The organism is Paraburkholderia oxyphila NBRC 105797 (genome assembly GCF_000685075.1).
Lineage (GTDB): Bacteria > Pseudomonadota > Gammaproteobacteria > Burkholderiales > Burkholderiaceae > Paraburkholderia > Paraburkholderia oxyphila.
The window spans coordinates 15,739-30,560 of sequence record NZ_BAYD01000063.1 but is presented as its reverse complement, the minus strand read 5'-3'; the positions used below and the strand labels follow the sequence as shown (position 1 = coordinate 30,560).

Annotated in this window: 16 protein-coding genes; 9 read left to right on the top strand and 7 right to left on the bottom strand. The window is 64.9% G+C overall.

The window, feature by feature from the left end; genetic code table 11:
• Positions 1-11: 11 nt before the first annotated feature.
• The 3 genes from capA to BO1_RS31315 all read left to right on the top strand — a co-directional run bounded on the left by capA (position 12) and on the right by BO1_RS31315 (position 4,790).
• A complete protein-coding gene (capA, locus tag BO1_RS31325) occupies positions 12-2,111 on the top strand; it encodes a caprolactamase subunit alpha (RefSeq protein ID WP_028220930.1) in 2,100 nt (699 codons plus the stop codon).
• A 102-nt stretch (positions 2,112-2,213) separates the two neighbouring features.
• Entirely contained in the window at positions 2,214-3,572 is a 1,359-nt protein-coding gene (locus tag BO1_RS31320) for a purine-cytosine permease family protein (RefSeq protein ID WP_028220929.1), read from the top strand.
• A gap of 81 nt (positions 3,573-3,653) precedes the next feature.
• Positions 3,654-4,790, top strand: coding sequence for a porin (locus BO1_RS31315; protein WP_028220928.1), 1,137 nt, complete (start codon positions 3,654-3,656; stop codon positions 4,788-4,790).
• A gap of 66 nt (positions 4,791-4,856) precedes the next feature.
• On the opposite strand, the gene BO1_RS31310 is transcribed toward BO1_RS31315, so the two are convergent.
• From BO1_RS31310 to BO1_RS31300, 3 genes are all read right to left on the bottom strand, one after another.
• Positions 4,857-6,248, bottom strand: a complete 1,392-nt coding sequence (locus BO1_RS31310) for an aminotransferase-like domain-containing protein (RefSeq protein WP_028220927.1) — start codon at positions 6,246-6,248, stop codon at positions 4,857-4,859.
• A gap of 207 nt (positions 6,249-6,455) precedes the next feature.
• Complete coding sequence (locus tag BO1_RS31305) at positions 6,456-7,460, bottom strand: AraC family transcriptional regulator (protein ID WP_028220926.1); 1,005 nt, start codon at positions 7,458-7,460, stop codon at positions 6,456-6,458.
• A gap of 266 nt (positions 7,461-7,726) precedes the next feature.
• Entirely contained in the window at positions 7,727-8,488 is a 762-nt protein-coding gene (locus BO1_RS31300; RefSeq protein ID WP_028220925.1) for a YoaK family protein, read from the bottom strand.
• 255 nt (positions 8,489-8,743) lie between these two features.
• Between BO1_RS31300 and BO1_RS31295 the strand changes: the two genes are divergently transcribed.
• On the top strand, positions 8,744-9,433 hold the full coding sequence (locus tag BO1_RS31295) for a CBS domain-containing protein (protein ID WP_028220924.1): 690 nt from the start codon (positions 8,744-8,746) through the stop codon (positions 9,431-9,433).
• A 52-nt stretch (positions 9,434-9,485) separates the two neighbouring features.
• On the opposite strand, the gene BO1_RS31290 is transcribed toward BO1_RS31295, so the two are convergent.
• Both BO1_RS31290 and BO1_RS31285 read right to left on the bottom strand, forming a co-directional pair.
• Positions 9,486-10,013: a universal stress protein gene (locus BO1_RS31290; protein WP_028220923.1), complete on the bottom strand. Its 528-nt coding sequence runs from the start codon at positions 10,011-10,013 to the stop codon at positions 9,486-9,488.
• 88 nt (positions 10,014-10,101) lie between these two features.
• The gene (locus BO1_RS31285) at positions 10,102-10,941 is read right to left on the bottom strand and encodes a universal stress protein (RefSeq protein WP_028220922.1); all 840 of its coding nucleotides are present in this window, start codon (positions 10,939-10,941) and stop codon (positions 10,102-10,104) included.
• A gap of 311 nt (positions 10,942-11,252) precedes the next feature.
• Between BO1_RS31285 and BO1_RS31280 the strand changes: the two genes are divergently transcribed.
• The 5 genes from BO1_RS31280 (at position 11,253) to BO1_RS53515 (ending at position 13,783) form a co-directional block, all read left to right on the top strand.
• On the top strand, positions 11,253-11,687 hold the full coding sequence (locus BO1_RS31280) for an Hsp20/alpha crystallin family protein (protein WP_028220921.1): 435 nt from the start codon (positions 11,253-11,255) through the stop codon (positions 11,685-11,687).
• Positions 11,688-11,873: 186 nt separating this feature from the next.
• On the top strand, positions 11,874-12,698 hold the full coding sequence (locus tag BO1_RS31275) for a universal stress protein (RefSeq protein ID WP_028220920.1): 825 nt from the start codon (positions 11,874-11,876) through the stop codon (positions 12,696-12,698).
• 98 nt (positions 12,699-12,796) lie between these two features.
• Positions 12,797-13,075 (top strand): DUF1488 family protein, encoded by a 279-nt coding sequence (locus tag BO1_RS31270; protein ID WP_028220919.1) that lies wholly within the window; start codon positions 12,797-12,799, stop codon positions 13,073-13,075.
• A gap of 59 nt (positions 13,076-13,134) precedes the next feature.
• Positions 13,135-13,374 (top strand): hypothetical protein, encoded by a 240-nt coding sequence (locus BO1_RS31265; protein WP_028220918.1) that lies wholly within the window; start codon positions 13,135-13,137, stop codon positions 13,372-13,374.
• Between the two features lie 76 nt (positions 13,375-13,450).
• Positions 13,451-13,783 carry a hypothetical protein gene (locus BO1_RS53515; protein WP_043287336.1) on the top strand — a complete coding sequence of 111 codons (333 nt, stop codon included), beginning with the start codon at positions 13,451-13,453 and terminating at the stop codon, positions 13,781-13,783.
• Positions 13,784-13,824: 41 nt separating this feature from the next.
• Here BO1_RS53515 and BO1_RS31255 read toward each other — a convergent pair whose 3' ends face one another.
• Together BO1_RS31255 and BO1_RS31250 are read right to left on the bottom strand one after the other, a co-directional pair.
• Positions 13,825-14,190: a DUF3564 family protein gene (locus BO1_RS31255; protein WP_028220917.1), complete on the bottom strand. Its 366-nt coding sequence runs from the start codon at positions 14,188-14,190 to the stop codon at positions 13,825-13,827.
• 29 nt (positions 14,191-14,219) lie between these two features.
• A complete protein-coding gene (locus BO1_RS31250; protein ID WP_028220916.1) occupies positions 14,220-14,534 on the bottom strand; it encodes a c-type cytochrome in 315 nt (104 codons plus the stop codon).
• Positions 14,535-14,822: the final 288 nt, after the last annotated feature.

Here is a 14,822-nt window from a genome sequence, read left to right as displayed (position 1 = left end):
AAGGAGATGACATGAACAGCAAGCAATATCGCCTGGGCGTTGACGCAGGCGGCACATTTACGGATTTCGTTCTCGCGGACGGCGCAGGTCAGATGCGCCTGTTCAAGGCCACGTCGACGCCCGAGGACGGCACCCGCGCCATTGCGGACGGCCTCGGACAGATTGCGCAGGCGCTTGGCCAGCCGGTCGGGCAAATCCTTTCGAATCTGGACCTGTGCGTCAACGGCACGACGGTCGCGCTGAACGCGCTGATCCAGCACAAGGGCGTGAAAACGGGCCTTATCTGCACGTCCGGTCATGAGGACTCGCTCGAAATCCGCCTTGGGCACAAGGAGGAGGGTCACCGCTACGATGCCTGCTATCCGGCCGCGAAGATGCTCGTCGAGCGTTACTTGCGCAGACCGATCCGCGAGCGCGTCCTCGCGGACGGCACCGTGCACACGCCGCTGAACGAGGATGACGTGCGCGCCGCGTGCGAATTGTTCCGCCGCGAAGGCGTGGAAGCCGTCGCGATCTCGTTCGTCTGGTCGGTGGCCAATGGCGCTCACGAGCGGCGCGCCGCGCAGATCGTGCGCGAGATGCTGCCCGATGTCTACGTGTCGGTGGGGCTTGAAGTGTTTCCGCAGATGCGCGAGTACACGCGCACCTCCACGACCGTGGTGAACGCCTGGCTCGGACCCGTGCTGTCGCGTTACGTAAGCCGTATCGAACGGTTCTACCTCGACAACGGCGTCGAGTCGCCGGTGCGCTTCTATCAATCGAACGGCGGCATGGCGTCGCCGGCCGCGATGGCCGCGCGCGCCGTCAACGCGATCAACTCGGGGCCGGCGTCCGCGCCGCGCGCGGCGCTGTTCGTCGCCAGGCCATTCGGTTACCGCAACCTCATCACCGTCGACATGGGCGGCACGTCGTTCGATATCACGCTGACGAAAGACGGCGCGACGAACGTGAGCAAGGACATCGACTTTCTGCGCTATCGGATCGGCACGCCAATGATCCAGGTCGAGACGCTTGGCGCGGGCGGTGGCTCGATTGCGTGGATCGACGCGATGGGCCTGCTGAAGGTTGGCCCGCAGAGCGCGGGCGCCGTGCCTGGACCGGCGTGCTACATGCGCGGCGGCGTGGAGCCGACGGTGACCGACGCGAACGTCGTGCTCGGCTATCTGAATCCGGAGTCGCTGCTCGGCGGCCGCGTGAAGATCGACGGCAACGCCTCACGTGCCGCGATCGAAACGCAGATCGCCAAGCCGCTCGGGATCGGCGTTGGCAAGGCGGCATACGGTATTTACAACATCGTCAATGTGAACATGATCAACGGTATCCGGCGGGTGTCGATCGAGCGCGGCTATGACCCGCGCGACTTCGTCCTGATCGCCGCCGGTGGCGCAACCTCGCTGCACATCGCGGGCCTTGCGCGCGAGATCGGCGTAAAGACGGTGCTGGTCCCCAAGCTGGCCTCGGGGCTGTGCGCGTTCGGGCAACTGCTTTCCGATGTCAAATACAACTACATGGCGGCGTGCCCGATGCGCATCGAGCCGCACACATCGTTCGAGCGTGTGCAGCGGCAGTTCGAGCGGCTCGAGGCCGACGCGCTCGCCGCACTCGAAAGCGAGGGTTTCCCGCGCGAGCGCATTCAGGTCGAGCGCCAGCTCGACATGCGCTATTGCGGCCAGGTGCACGAGTGCTCGGTGAACATCGGCGCCATGGAAGTGAGCGACGAGACCATTGGCCGTATCCGCGAGTTGTTCGACGAACGACACAAGCAGCTCTTCACCTATGCGGAGCCGGAAAGCCAGGTGGAGATCGTGAACATCGAAAGCACGGTGTATGGCGTGCTCGACCAGCCGCCTGCGCAGACCATCGAAACCGGATCGGGTGACGTGGAGCTCGCCATCAAGGCGCGGCGCAACATGATCTTCGGGAGCGGGCAGGACATCGAAACCGTGCATGCGCCGGTCTACGACGGCACGTTGCTGGGTGCGGGCGACGTGATCGCCGGACCGGCGGTCATCGAGGAGGTGACGACCTCGATTGTGTTGCCGCCGCAGTGGAGTGCGTGCCTGGACGCTACGGGCGTCTATGTGTTGACGGACGCTTCAGACGCGGCTTGATGCGCAACAGCCTGGCGGGCCGTGTGTCGCGCGGCTCGCCGGACGATGGGGCAAGTGGGCGTATGCGCTTGCTCATTTTATCAAATTTATTTCGGATGACTTATGGAGCTGAAAGCCAATGCGGACAAGCACGATGGCAGCTATGCCGCAAGCCCGGTTCCGGACGATGCGCGCATGTCGAGAGGCTCGTTGACGATGGCGTGGTGGGCAATTTGCAGCGCGATGTTCTGGCTCGTGGTGTCGGCCACGCTCGCGATTCATTTCGGCACCGTCAATGCGCTGATCGGGCTCGCGCTTTCGGTTGCTGTCTACAGCGTGATCAACCGGGTGATCGTGCAGTTCGCGATCTCGAGCGGATTGTCGGTCGCGCTTTTCTCGCGCGTCGTGTTCGGCAGCTTCGGCGCGCCGCTTGCGACACTGATCTTCTTCGCAACGGCGATTTACTACGCGCTGTTCGAAGGCTCGGTGATCGCCATCGCGATCAATGCGTACTTCCCTGCCGTCTCGCTGCATCTGGCCTATCTGATCGTCGTGACCTATAGCGTGCTGCTCGTGTTCGGCAGCGTGCAGCGCTGGCTCGACAAATTCAACGGCGTGTTGCTGCCGTTCTATCTGATAGGTCTCGTTGCCGCGCTGATTGCGGCGTTTGCCGCGAGCGGCGACCACAGCGCCTGGTTGCATCTCGGCCCGGCAGGAGGCGCGCCGGCGCATGGCTGGTGGAACTGCTTCACTGCGTTCATGGGCGTATGGATTCTCATGATGTACACGTGGGACTACGCGCGCTTCGGCAAGAAGCAGGATGCCGGCTATCACGCGAACCTCAACTTCGGTTGGCTCTTCTACACGTTCACGTTCCTCTGCAACGGCGTGGCGGGCATCTTTCTCGCGGGCACGCTCGCGACTCAGGGCGCGTTGAGCGAGGTGTCGGTCGTGATGGCATTGCTCAAGCTGATGGGTTTCGGTGGGCTGTTGTTCGTCTGGGTCACGCAGACGCGCATCAATACGGCGAACTTCTACCTTGCATCAACGAACATGCACGCGTTCTTCCAAAGTGCGATCGGGCTGGACTTGCCGAAATTCGTCTGGTCGATCGTGGTCGGCGCACTCGTCTACGCGCTCATGCTCACGAACGTGTTCAGCTTCATCCTGCAGGCGCTCTCGTATCAGGGGATCTTCGTCGTTGCCTGGGTGGCGATCGCGGTTACGCATATCGTGTCGCCGCACTACGACGCGATTTTCGGTGGGCAGATCGAATATCGCCGCGAGCGCGTGGTCGCGCTCAATCTGTGCGGGCTCGTGGCCTGGCTCGCAGCCACGGCGATCGGCATCGCGCTGCTCGAATGCGGCGGCACCGTCGCGACGTTCTCCGCCCCTGCGGCGGCCGTGAGCGCGGCGTTCGTCTATCGCGCGGCCCTGTCGCTCGCGGGCAAGGGGACGTTCGTGCGCGATGTAGCGCTCTAAGGGTTCACGCGGGGCATGCGCAGATGAAAAGGCCCCGCGCCATGGACACCGATTCAACATCAAATCAACATGGAAGAGACAATGAAAAAATGCCTGGGTATGGGGCTGCCGCTGGTTCTGCTGGCAGGCGGTGCGCACGCGCAGAGTTCGGTCACGTTGTACGGCGTGGTCGATCTCGGCATCGACTATGCGAACAATGTGGTGAGCGCGAACAACGGTCAGGCCGTGGCGGGCAGCGGCGGGCGACTCGTGCAGATGCAGAGCGGTGTGCCGCTTGGCAGCCGCTGGGGCCTGAAGGGCACCGAGGATCTGGGCGCGGGCTTGAGCGCGATCTTCCGGCTCGAAAGCGGCTTTGACGCCGCCAACGGTCAAGCGGGGGGCGGGCTTGCGTTTTCACGCAACGCCTACGTTGGCATCCAGTCCGTGAGATACGGTACGCTGACCCTCGGGCGGCAATGGGATGCGAATGTCGATCTGCTGGAGTCGTTCACGCTGAATGGGCAATACGGCGGCTGGTACTTCGCACACCCGAACGACATGGACAACCTCGACAACGGCTTCTCGGTCCCCAACGCGATCAAATATGCGAGCCCGACGATTGCGGGCATCACGTTCGAGGGCCATTACTCGCCCGGCGGCCACGCGGGCGCTTTTTCGACCGATTCGACCTGGAGCGCCGCAATCGCCTACGCGGGCGGCGCGATCGGCGCGGGTGTCGGCTATCTGCATGTCGACGATCCGGCGACCGCAGTCGCAGGCTACACGTCGGGCGGCGGCTTCACCAACGCGATATACGGCGACGCGCTAGCGCGCGCCCGCAGCCAGAGCGTGCTTGCGGCGGGTGCATCGTACACGTTGGGCTCGCTCAAGGTATCGGCGGACTTCTCGGATACCGCGTTTCGCTCGGCGATCGGTGGGGGTGATATGACGTTCCAGAATTACGAAATCTCGGGCACGTACTCGGTCACGAGCGCGTTGCTCGTTGGGGCGGGTTTCACGTATACGATCGGGCACGCGCACGCGAGCGACACCACGCCGAAGTATCAGCAAGTCAATCTGATCGCGCAATACGCGCTCTCCAAGCGGACTTCGGTCTATGCGATGGGGGCGTTCCAGAACGCGTCGGGCGCGGCGGCTGTGGCGCAGATCGCCGGCTTCAACCCATCGAGCACGAGCCGGCAGGTCGCGGCGCGGCTCGGCGTGACGCACCAGTTCTAACAGGCGCAGGCGAGGCACGAGGATGGCGCTGGCGGTTTTTGCACGCTTGCGCCACGCCACGCCACGCTACGCGAGCGCGAGGAACTCGAACAGTCCATCGTGCTCGCAATAGCCGACATTGAATCGCAGCCAGGGCGTAGCCGCCTCGTCGTGTGCGAACAGGTGGCCGGGCGCGAGATAGATGTCCTTGTCGAGCGCGCGGTTCGAGAGCTCGCGCGAATCTTCATGGGACGGATGGCGCGCCCAGACAAAAAGCCCATCGTGCGCGTCGTTGAACAACACCATGCCGGCTTGAACGAGCTTGCGTCGCGTCTCGTCCTGCGCACGCGAGAGGTTATCGCGCAGCCCCTTGAGATGCTTGCGATGGCGGCCATCGGTCAGCAGTTGATAGACGAAGCGCTCGGCGATCTCCGAGCTCGTGAGGCCCGTGATCATCTTGAACTGCGTGAGGTCCTCGATGAGGTCAGGATGGGCGGCGATATAGCCGACGCGCATGGCCGGAGAGACCGTTTTCGAAAAACTGCCGAGATAGATCACGCGCTCGAGTTGGTCCATGCTCGCAAGAGGGCGGCGTGCCGCGCTGTCGAGATCGGCGCACACATCGTCCTCGACGATCAGGAAGTCGTGGCGCGTGGCAAGCTGGAGCATCCGGTGCGCGGTCGCAGTCGAGCACGACGCGCCCGTTGGGTTGTGCAGGCGCGGGTTCGTGAACCAGGCGCGTGGCTTGTGCTCGCGCAGCAACTGTTCGAGGGCTGCGATGTCCGGGCCAAGCGGCGTCCACGGCACACCGACGATATTCGCGCCCAGCCGCTTCAGGTGCAGGAATAGCAAGCTGTAACCGGGCGTATCGACAAAGACGGTGTCGCCCGGCTTGACGAGCAACTGGATCAGGAGGCCGAGCGCGTGCGCGGCGCCGCTGGTCATCAGCAGTTGCTCTGGCGGGCAGAAGACCTCTTGCTGGTTGAGCCAGTCGGAGATTTTCCAGCGGAGCGGCAGATATCCCTTGGGCATGCCGTAGCCGGCCATCGTTCCGTTCGTATGGGTGGACATGTTGCGCATTGCGCGACGTAGTCCTTCTTCGTCCAGCCAGCGCGGTGGAATCCAGCCGCAGCCCGGATTGATTTCGGCATGATGGTTTTGCCAGATGCGGTTGAGCATCCAAAGCGAGTCGAAACCCGTGGTTTCGTCGCCGCGCGCGTCGTGATGGCGCCGTACGCCGTGCTGAAAACTGCGCACGTAGAATCCAGCATTCTGGCGTGGCACCAGCAGGCCATCGGCGACGAGCCGGTCATAGGCATCGACCACGGTCGATACGCTGACGCCATGCGATTCCGCGAAGCTGCGGATCGATGGAATCTTCATGCCGGAGTGGAGCTTGCCGTCTTCGATCAGCGTGCGAAAGTGATCGACGACGCGCTGCACGAGCGAGCGGGACGTATCGGGCATGGTCGTATACACGGCATCTCTCCTCTTTGTCCAGGGCGCCGCGGGGCCGCACGCAATCCAGCAGTACGGAACCCGTTGATTGGCACTCTACAAAGCGGAAAAGAAGCTCACTTGCACAGTGGCGCCCAAAAGATTGGACTGGGGCGGCCTGATGGCGGGCAAACGATGTCCGATCCCACCCAGGTTTTTGTCAGGAGAATGCGGGCCGCGCAGTGCAGGTTACGCCGAAGCTTGCGAAGCGTCGCCGTCGTACTGGGCGGGCGAGACGCCCGTGGCCTGGCGGAATGCGCGGCTGAACCAGGCGGGATCGGAGAAGCCCACCGCATACGCGATCTGCGTGACGCTCAGGCGCAGTTGTGCGCGGCGCGCGAGAAGACGTTTTGCTTCGAGAATGCGTCGCTCGCGGATCGTCGCCGAGACAGTTTCGCGCCGCTCCGAGAATATCTTCTGCAGATAGCGCTCGGATACGCCGATCGCGCGCGCGACACCGGACGGTTCGAGCGCCGGATCGCAGAAGTGCTGCTCGATGACCCGCAAGGCGCGCTGCCGGTGTGCGCTGCGCACGGAAGTTTCGCTGCTGGTGTCGTCGGCGCCAAGGAGCGCCATCACCAGCAAGTCGAGCAGATGCTGCTCCACGCGGTCATGGTGCGCCGGCAGAAGCCCGGGACCATGCTGGCCATACGAGGCCGCGAAATCGAGAAAGAGCGCCACGAGTGGCTGGCTCGGCTCGCATGTTTTCGCGACCCAGTCGTCGAGGCTCGGCAGGCGTGCGCGCAGCGAGCGGCACGGGATGCGCAGCGTGCGCACTTCATTGCGCTGTGCAGTCTCGAACGTGTAGGCCTCGGCGCCGTTGACGACCGTAAAGCCACCCGGACGCACGACGCCCTCGCGGCCGCGCTGTGCGACGCGCACCGGCGCTTCCTGCGGTATTTCCACGACGTAGAAGTCGCGCCCGTCCGGCATGGCGCGCGACGCGCGGCGCTCGGTCAGCATCGCATCGGTCTTCAGCGTGCACGCGCGTATGTTGCCGATATCGACGCGCGTGAGCAGGCCAGAGCGAAAGTCGCGGCCAACCTTCACGTCGAGCGGGAAGTAATTGTCGTGGAGTATCTCGAACCAGGCCTGTACGCCGGCGCGAGGCCGCCCGGGAGCAGTGGTGAGGTCGACGTTGAATGTGCGGGCTGGCGACGCACCGTCCGCGACGATCCAGCCATTCTCGGTCATGCTCGTCATCTCCTTGCTGATAGGGGCCGCCGAGCGCACATGGCAGAGCACCGGGCAGCACTACCGGGCAACGCTATCGCCTTGTCGATGCACACGCAATCCGGATCGGCCCGGGGCGGTACTGCGGGAATGGGCAGGGTGGTGGAGGCCGCAGCGTGTATTTTCAAAAATCCGGGGCCGGATTTCCGAAAGCGTCCCGCGGCAGCGGACCCAGACCTGGCTGGCCGCGCTTGTCCAGACGATGCGGGGCCGGCCTGCTCGCGTAGTCAAACGAGGTCGCGCCCGGTGCGGCCACGCAGGTCGTCCGTGAGCGGGACGCCGGCAAGCATGACGAGCAGCATCGACAAAGCCACCGCCGAGGCAAAGCCAAAATGGCGGAATGCCATCGCCCCCAGCGTTCCGCCTAGCAGGAACATCCCGAGCAACGAAGCCAGCACGCGAACCCGCTGCATGTCTGCCGCGACGTGTCGCGTGGCATCGGCCGGCACGCCCCGGTTCCAGTACAGCGCCTTGCCGAGCTCGATGCCCAGATCGGTCACGATGCCGGTCATGTGCGTCGTGCGTATCTCGGCTCGCGAAATCTTCGTGATCATGGCGTTTTGCACGCCCATGACGAAGCACAGCAGCGCGACCGTCACGGGCACGGCCAGCACGTGATGGTGAGCGAGATTCCCGCCGAGCGAGGCAAAGCACAGGAGCAGGGCCGCTTCGAGCAATAGCGGCAAGGCGTAGACGCTGTGCGCCGAGCGGCGGCGTCCCCAGTTGATCAGGATGGCCGAAGTCGCGGCGCCGCTGGCAAAGGCCAACACCGAACTGACCGCGCCAAGCGCGAGACCGGATTCGCCCAGCGCGACGTGATCGGCGAATGACGAGACGATGCCCGACATGTGCGACGTATATTGACCGACCGCCAGGAAGCCCCCTGCATTGGCGGCTCCGGCAATGAGCGTCAGCGCGCGCCCGAGCCGGAGGTTGGCTCGCTCGGTGCGTTCGATCGAAGTGAAGCTGCGGAGATAGTGGATGGGCACGGCGGTGTTCCAGGCGGCGAGCGTCAAGCTCATAGTGTAAGACGCGTGTCTAGCCCCCGATCAGCCGCAATGCCGAATTGAGCATGTGGTTAATTGTCGCGTCATGGGGTGCCATGAACACCCATCAGATTGGGACCCGCACCAGGGGCAAATGCGCCGGGTTCTCCCCTCAATTGATCAGCGTCAACTGAGGGCAGCCTTCGACGGCTACATTGGGTGGTGTCGAAGTGCTGGCCTACATGGAGGAGAACGCTCATGCAAGCATCGGACATCATGACCACGGACGTCGTGTCCGTCGTCGCCACGGCGACCGTTTTTGAAGCGGCTGAACTGATGGCGAAGCATCACATCAGTGGACTGCCGGTCGTCGACGAGGCCGGCAAGATCATCGGTCTCGTGAGCGAAGGCGATCTGCTGCACCGCGTGGAGACGGGGACCGGCAAGCCGCAGCGTTCGTGGCTCGCGGAGTTTTTGTATTCGACCCGCAAGCTCGCGGCGGAGTACCTCAAGGAGCATGCCGTCAAGGTCAGCGACATCATGACGGAGAATGTGATTGCGGTGCCGCCCGCCACGCCGCTGGCCGAAATCGCTGACTTGCTCGAGCGGCACCACATCAAGCGCGTGCCCGTTGTTGCCGATGGCAAAGTGCTCGGCATCGTCAGCCGCTCGAACCTGGTCGGCGCGCTCGCGCGCGCGGCGCAGGTCGGCCCGGACGCGCTCGCTTCCGACGAGGCCATACGCCAGGCGGTGGCGCACGCGCTCGAGGGACACCGCTGGGCGATGGCGGCGGAGAACGTCGTCGTGAAGGACGGCGTCGTGCACCTTTGGGGCACCGTGGGCTCCGAGGAGGAGCGCAAGGCGATATGCGTGTGCGCCGAACGCGTTGCGGGCGTGAAGGACATCGAAGACCATCTCGGCTATCCCACGTATTTCACGCCCATGTAAGCGGGCGGCGCGGCCGCGCGTCGTATCACTCCTACGACGGCGACCGGCCGCGTCACGCTGATTCAGATGATTTTTCCACTCCAGCTGGCGTGCTCGCAGGGCGACCGCCGGACGTCGTTTGCGCGGTCACCGCCGCCCGTGCCGGCACGAGGAGCACCGGGCGGCACGCATTGCGCAGCACGCGCTCCGCGACGCTGCCGAGCATCAACCGCCGCACGCCCCGGCGCCCATGCGTGCCCATGACGATGAGCTCCGCGTGCCAGTCGGCGGCGGCGCGCTCGATGCACTGCGCGACGTCTTCGACGCCCAGCGCGACTTCCACCGTGCGCGGCGCGCCTTTCACGCCCTCGCGGGTCATCCGGGCCTGGGCATCGGCGCTGACGATTTTGCCCTCTTCGACATACGCATCGCGGACGATCGACGGATCGAAGCCCGGCACGTCATAGGCGAGCACAGGCATGTCGATCACGTAGAGCGGCTGCAGCTCCGCGCCGGTGTCGTGGGCGAGCCGCAGCGCGGTATCGAGCGCGCCAGAAGCGGTCTGGCTGCCGTCGAGGGCGACGAGAATACGGGAAAACATGGTGGGCCTCCGGGCTCGATGTGGGACGGGGATGGGCGACATGCGCAGACAGTGCAAGCGTGCATGCGCGGCCGGTGTGCAAAGCTGCTCAATGCGACATGAGCACCGGCAGCGTCATCGTGAGCAGGACCGAGCGTGTTGCGCCGCCAAGCACCAGCTCCTGCAGCCGCGCGTGACCATAGGCGCCCATCACGAGCAGGTCGAAACCGCCGTCGGCGGCGTAGCTGAGCAAGGCATCGCCGGTGGTGTCAGGGGCGCCCCGGTCGAAGCGCGCGATGTCGAGAGTGGTCGCGCCGTGACGGGCGAGCATGGCCGCCAGATCCGCGCACGAGGCTTGGGACGCACCGGACTTGAACGCGCTCGAGGTGGCCGCGATGGTGACGTGCGCTGCGCGCGTGATGAAGGGAATCGCGTCGTGAACCGCGCGTGCCGCTTCGCGGCTGCCGTTCCACCCAATGAGCACGCGCTCGCCAACGGTTTCGAAGTTGCCGGTGTACGGCATCACGAGCACCGGGCCCCCCGCGCCCATCACGACCGATTCGGCGAAATGATCGGCCACGTAAGCCTCGGGATCGTCCAGTCTGGTCTGCCCAACGATCGTCAGGTCGGAGGTGCGGCTGCGCTGCGTGACGGCGGCGATCGGGTTGCCTTCGGGCGCGACCCAGGCGCCTTCGACCTGCGCGCGCGCAAGCTCCGCATGGAACAGCCGCTCGATCGCCCCACGCTGTTCCGCACGCAGCTTGCGGTGCGCGTCGTAGTAGTCGGCCGTGCCTGCCATGACGTAGAACTCACGCGCGCTTGGCTCGAAGGTGGCGAACAGGCCATCCAGATGCGCGCCCCAGGTTCGCGCGAGTTTCAAGGCGAGCGTGAGCCGCGCGTTGGCGCGCGCGCTCGTATCCAGATGGACCGTCAAGGTCTTGCAGGTCATGGCAGGGCTCCGGCGAGATGAGAAGAACGATCGCTGCCCGACCGGCGGGCCGCGAAGTGATTCGAGTCTAGGAAGGGGCGCCGCTTCACCATTGATTTAAATCAAGCATCGATCCGGGCCGGTCAGGGGCGTCCACGTGTGTGGCCACGCAGTGTCGTTGAGGCAGATCAATCGGAAAAAGCGTTGCGCTCTTAGATTGAATACGGCGCACGCAGCAGAGCGCGGCGTGCAACGTAGGGGCGAATGCTCACACGCTGGCGCGGCCCATGAGTGGGCTGCGTCGTTCGCCAAAGCTCAAAGGAGGAATGACGATGAGCAATCTGACACGTTACGACCCGTTTTCGATCGAGCCGGTCTCCGATCTGTTCCAGGGGCTGTTCCGCCCGATGCGCAGCCTGCTCGCCACGGAGGACAGCGATCTCGCGGCCATGAAGCTCGACGTGACCGAGAACGACCAGGCCTATACGGTCAAGGCGGAGCTCCCGGGCCTGGACAAGAAGGACATCGACGTGAAGATCGACGGCAATGTGGTGTCGATTCACGCGAAGGTCGAGCGCAACACCGAGCTGAAGGAAGGCGAGCGCGTGATTCGCCGCGAGCGCTATAGCGGCGCGTTCGCGCGTTCTTTCTCGCTCGCGAGCGATATCGACGAGAGCAAGGCAAGCGCCCAGTATCAGGACGGCGTGCTTGCGCTGACGTTGCCGAAGAAGGCGCCGGCGGAGCAAAAGCGCCTGCAGATCGAATGACCGTTTGAAGTCGGGAGGGGGCGGCAGGCGCATCGTCCCGTGCAGGGCCGCACGGCGTGCGCCGCTACGGCGCAGAGACAGCACTCTGCGCTTTTTTCATTGCGCGTAACGGCCATCCGGAAAACCCATCATGCGCTCATGCAGGCGCGGCGGGAGTGAACAATGAGGCGCTGGGTAGAAAGATCGATGGACACGCCAGTATTCGCGCCGTTCTCGCGCATTCTCGTCATGCTGACCGGACGTGAGCACGTCGCTTCGGTGCTTGACTGCGTGGCCGGTTGGGCGCAGCGGCGCGCACGTATTCACATCGTGGGTCTTGCAGTCGCGCCTTCCAGCGGCGACGCCGCGTTTCAGGCCGCGCAAGGCTTCACGAGAAGACTCGTTCTGAACGCTACGGTCGATGCCGCGTGTGAAACGCTCCTGCGGCGCGGCTTCGAAACGGACACGGAGATCCTCGACACGGACGCGGGCGGGGAGCAGGCAGACAGACTGGCGCGGGCCGTGTGCGCCTCGCAGGCGGAGTTGACGATCGGCGCGCCGTCCAGCCCGGTCCCGCTTGCCGGATCGACGCAACGTCCCGTGCTGGTGCTGCCCACGCCCTTCGCGCGCCGATGCCGGGTGCCGCCGCAGCGCATTTTCGTCGCGAGCGACGGCAGCGCCGCGTCCGCCCTGGCGGTTCGGGAAGCCGCGCGCATCGCCGGTCCGGGGGCGGCGCTCAGGGTGGGCTATCTGGCGCGCGACCCGGCGTCCGCGCGACACCCTGAAGACTTCGACGCGGTCGCCCTCGAGGCGCCGCACGATGGCGACGCGGCTTCACATGCGATCGTCGAGGCGGCCCTGCAATGGCGCGCCGACCTGCTGGTGCTGGGAACGCGCGGCCGCCATGAGGGCGCGCGGTGGCGCTACGGCAGCATTGCAGCCGATGTCGCGCAACGGACCGTGTTGCCGCTGCTGCTCGTGCCACAGATTTCGCAGCGGCGGGTTCTTGCGGCTCCGGGTACTCGTCGTTGAATTGACGTGTGTCAACGGACCCCACCCGCGGCACCTTATCCTGAATTCAATCGCCAAGTACATCGTTCTGTGCTGGTGCGGGTGAGGAGGCCCAGGCCATGAAAATTTCGTTCCCTCGGACAGCACCCCAGTTCGACTCGGAGTCCTTCACTTTGGTGTTCCCCGCCGTGGTGGAGGGTGCGCAGATCGAATGTGGCATTACTGCCGAAGCGCTCGAAGATCATTTCGGCGCGCATTCGATCAGCGAGACGGATCTCCTCACGGCGTTCAGGGGGCATCGCGGCGCCATCGAAGAGGCCGCGGCCACGCTGATCGAAGCGACGCGGGGCGCGCCGGTCGTGCTGCACAGCGGCGTGTTCCGCGTTTATGGCCGATGACGCGCATTTTTCGCCTGCGCGATGGATTGCACCATGGCGCGCGAGACGGAGATCAGATCATGACACTCAAGGGTTCAGTCAACGCTGGCACGTGGATCGTCGAAGCGACTACGGCGCCCGCGCCACAAGGCGGCTTTGCTTGCCAGATCAGCATCATGCAGGGCGAGCCGGAACAGCCGTTCGGTCATGCGTTTGCTCATCATCGGACCTTCGACACCGAGGCCGCCGCCGTGCTGGATGGACTGCGCGAAGGCATGTTGTGGATCGACCTGAAGAATCGCCACGCATTCGAAGTGTAGGGCTGGCCACGGTCGCGTCGGTGCGCGCTGGCAAAGAGATAGACGGGGCAGGGAGGCCGAGGCGATGGGACTGGGAATGCAGATTGTCTATATGGGCTTCGCGGGGTCCGCCGCCATCGAGGCGGAGGCCGGCGTCCAGTTGTTGCGTCTGGAACGGTTCAGCGGGCTGCTGCTGAAGTCCTGCCATCTTGCGATCGAGTCGCTGCACGCTGTGGGGCAGCGTCAGGCTTATGACGTGCGCCTCGACCTCTTCTCGGCGTCGGACGGGCTCAAGCCGATTCCCCATTGCACCGGCGAAGATCCGATCGCCGCCATGCGCGAGGCATTCGATGCCGCCGAGCACGAGTTGAAGCTGGCGGACGCATCGAACCACTATTCAGCAGACGGCCGTACGCGGCGCGATCATTGAGAGGATCAGGATCAGGCGATCCGGATCCTGTCGTGTGAGCATCAAGCTTCGTCCGCGAAAAAAGCATCCTCGGGATCGCAGGCGGTTTCGTCGACGCACTGCACGTGCCAGTCTCCAGTGGCCGGCTCCTGGGTGCCGCCATGCCATTGCACCCGGCCGTGCTCGCCCTCGAAGGGGCCGTCATGGGCCGCGAGATCGAGTCCTTCGAGGGTGCAGAGCCCGGCCCCGTCCACCCCCGCGATGAGCCACGTGCAGCCTTGCCCGCTGCGGTAGCGGCCCCACTGCGGCAACGCCAGGCCCGCGTGGCCCTCGCGGGACCATTTGCCGGTCTCCTTGTCGATCCAGACGATGCCGTAGGCACCGGGGGCGAGCCGGTCGAACGTGTCGAGATGAAGGGTGATGCGCATGATGACGCTCCGTTGGTCAGGTTGCGAATCTACTGGCTCAGCACCCACTGGACGAGCGTGCGCGCGTCCTTGGCCGAAAGCGGGCCGCCGCGGTCTTCGGGCAGGGGCATCGCCATGTCGCCCCAGTGCGCCTTGCCGCCGTGCCTGAGCTTCTCTTCGAGCATCGTGCTCGCGTTGGGGGTGTCGCGGTAGTGCTCGGCGATCTGGTGGAACGACGGCGCGAGAAACGGCGCGTCCGACGTGTGGCAGAACATGCAGTGCTGCTGATCGACCAGCTCGGTGGGTTCCGGCAGCTCGGCGCACGCTCCGGCGGCCTGCAGGGAGACAGCCAGCGCCGCGACCATGCGCACGAACACGACGCTTGCCCGCAGGCGGCGCGGTGAATGCAGCCGGCCGTGCACGAGGGGAATGGGTTTGCAGGCCATGAGGGGTCTCCTTGAGCGGCGGACGGGCCGCAAAGGGCGGCTGCCTTGGCTCATGCTCTCATTGCCTGGCGCGATGCTGTTGACTTGAGTCAATCGAAAAAGGGCGGCGCGCGACGTCCCTGGGACAACTGGCCAAACAGAAAAAGAAAAGCGGCGCCCGCTAGACGAGGAGCGCCGCAGGAATCACGCGCCCGGACCAATGAGGCG

Bases quoted from the DNA above. Each gene is read 5' to 3' on its own strand.
- capA (WP_028220930.1), top strand. From the start codon at position 12: ATGAACAGCAAGCAATATCGCCTGGGCGTTGACGCAGGCGGCACATTT.
- BO1_RS31320 (WP_028220929.1), top strand. From the start codon at position 2,214: ATGGAGCTGAAAGCCAATGCGGACAAGCACGATGGCAGCTATGCCGCA.
- BO1_RS31315 (WP_028220928.1), top strand. From the start codon at position 3,654: ATGAAAAAATGCCTGGGTATGGGGCTGCCGCTGGTTCTGCTGGCAGGC.
- BO1_RS31305 (WP_028220926.1), bottom strand. From the start codon at position 7,460: ATGACCGAGAATGGCTGGATCGTCGCGGACGGTGCGTCGCCAGCCCGC.
- BO1_RS31295 (WP_028220924.1), top strand. From the start codon at position 8,744: ATGCAAGCATCGGACATCATGACCACGGACGTCGTGTCCGTCGTCGCC.
- BO1_RS31290 (WP_028220923.1), bottom strand. From the start codon at position 10,013: ATGTTTTCCCGTATTCTCGTCGCCCTCGACGGCAGCCAGACCGCTTCT.
- BO1_RS31285 (WP_028220922.1), bottom strand. From the start codon at position 10,941: ATGACCTGCAAGACCTTGACGGTCCATCTGGATACGAGCGCGCGCGCC.
- BO1_RS31280 (WP_028220921.1), top strand. From the start codon at position 11,253: ATGAGCAATCTGACACGTTACGACCCGTTTTCGATCGAGCCGGTCTCC.
- BO1_RS31275 (WP_028220920.1), top strand. From the start codon at position 11,874: ATGGACACGCCAGTATTCGCGCCGTTCTCGCGCATTCTCGTCATGCTG.
- BO1_RS31270 (WP_028220919.1), top strand. From the start codon at position 12,797: ATGAAAATTTCGTTCCCTCGGACAGCACCCCAGTTCGACTCGGAGTCC.
- BO1_RS31265 (WP_028220918.1), top strand. From the start codon at position 13,135: ATGACACTCAAGGGTTCAGTCAACGCTGGCACGTGGATCGTCGAAGCG.
- BO1_RS53515 (WP_043287336.1), top strand. From the start codon at position 13,451: ATGCAGATTGTCTATATGGGCTTCGCGGGGTCCGCCGCCATCGAGGCG.
- BO1_RS31255 (WP_028220917.1), bottom strand. From the start codon at position 14,190: ATGCGCATCACCCTTCATCTCGACACGTTCGACCGGCTCGCCCCCGGT.
- BO1_RS31250 (WP_028220916.1), bottom strand. From the start codon at position 14,534: ATGGTCGCGGCGCTGGCTGTCTCCCTGCAGGCCGCCGGAGCGTGCGCC.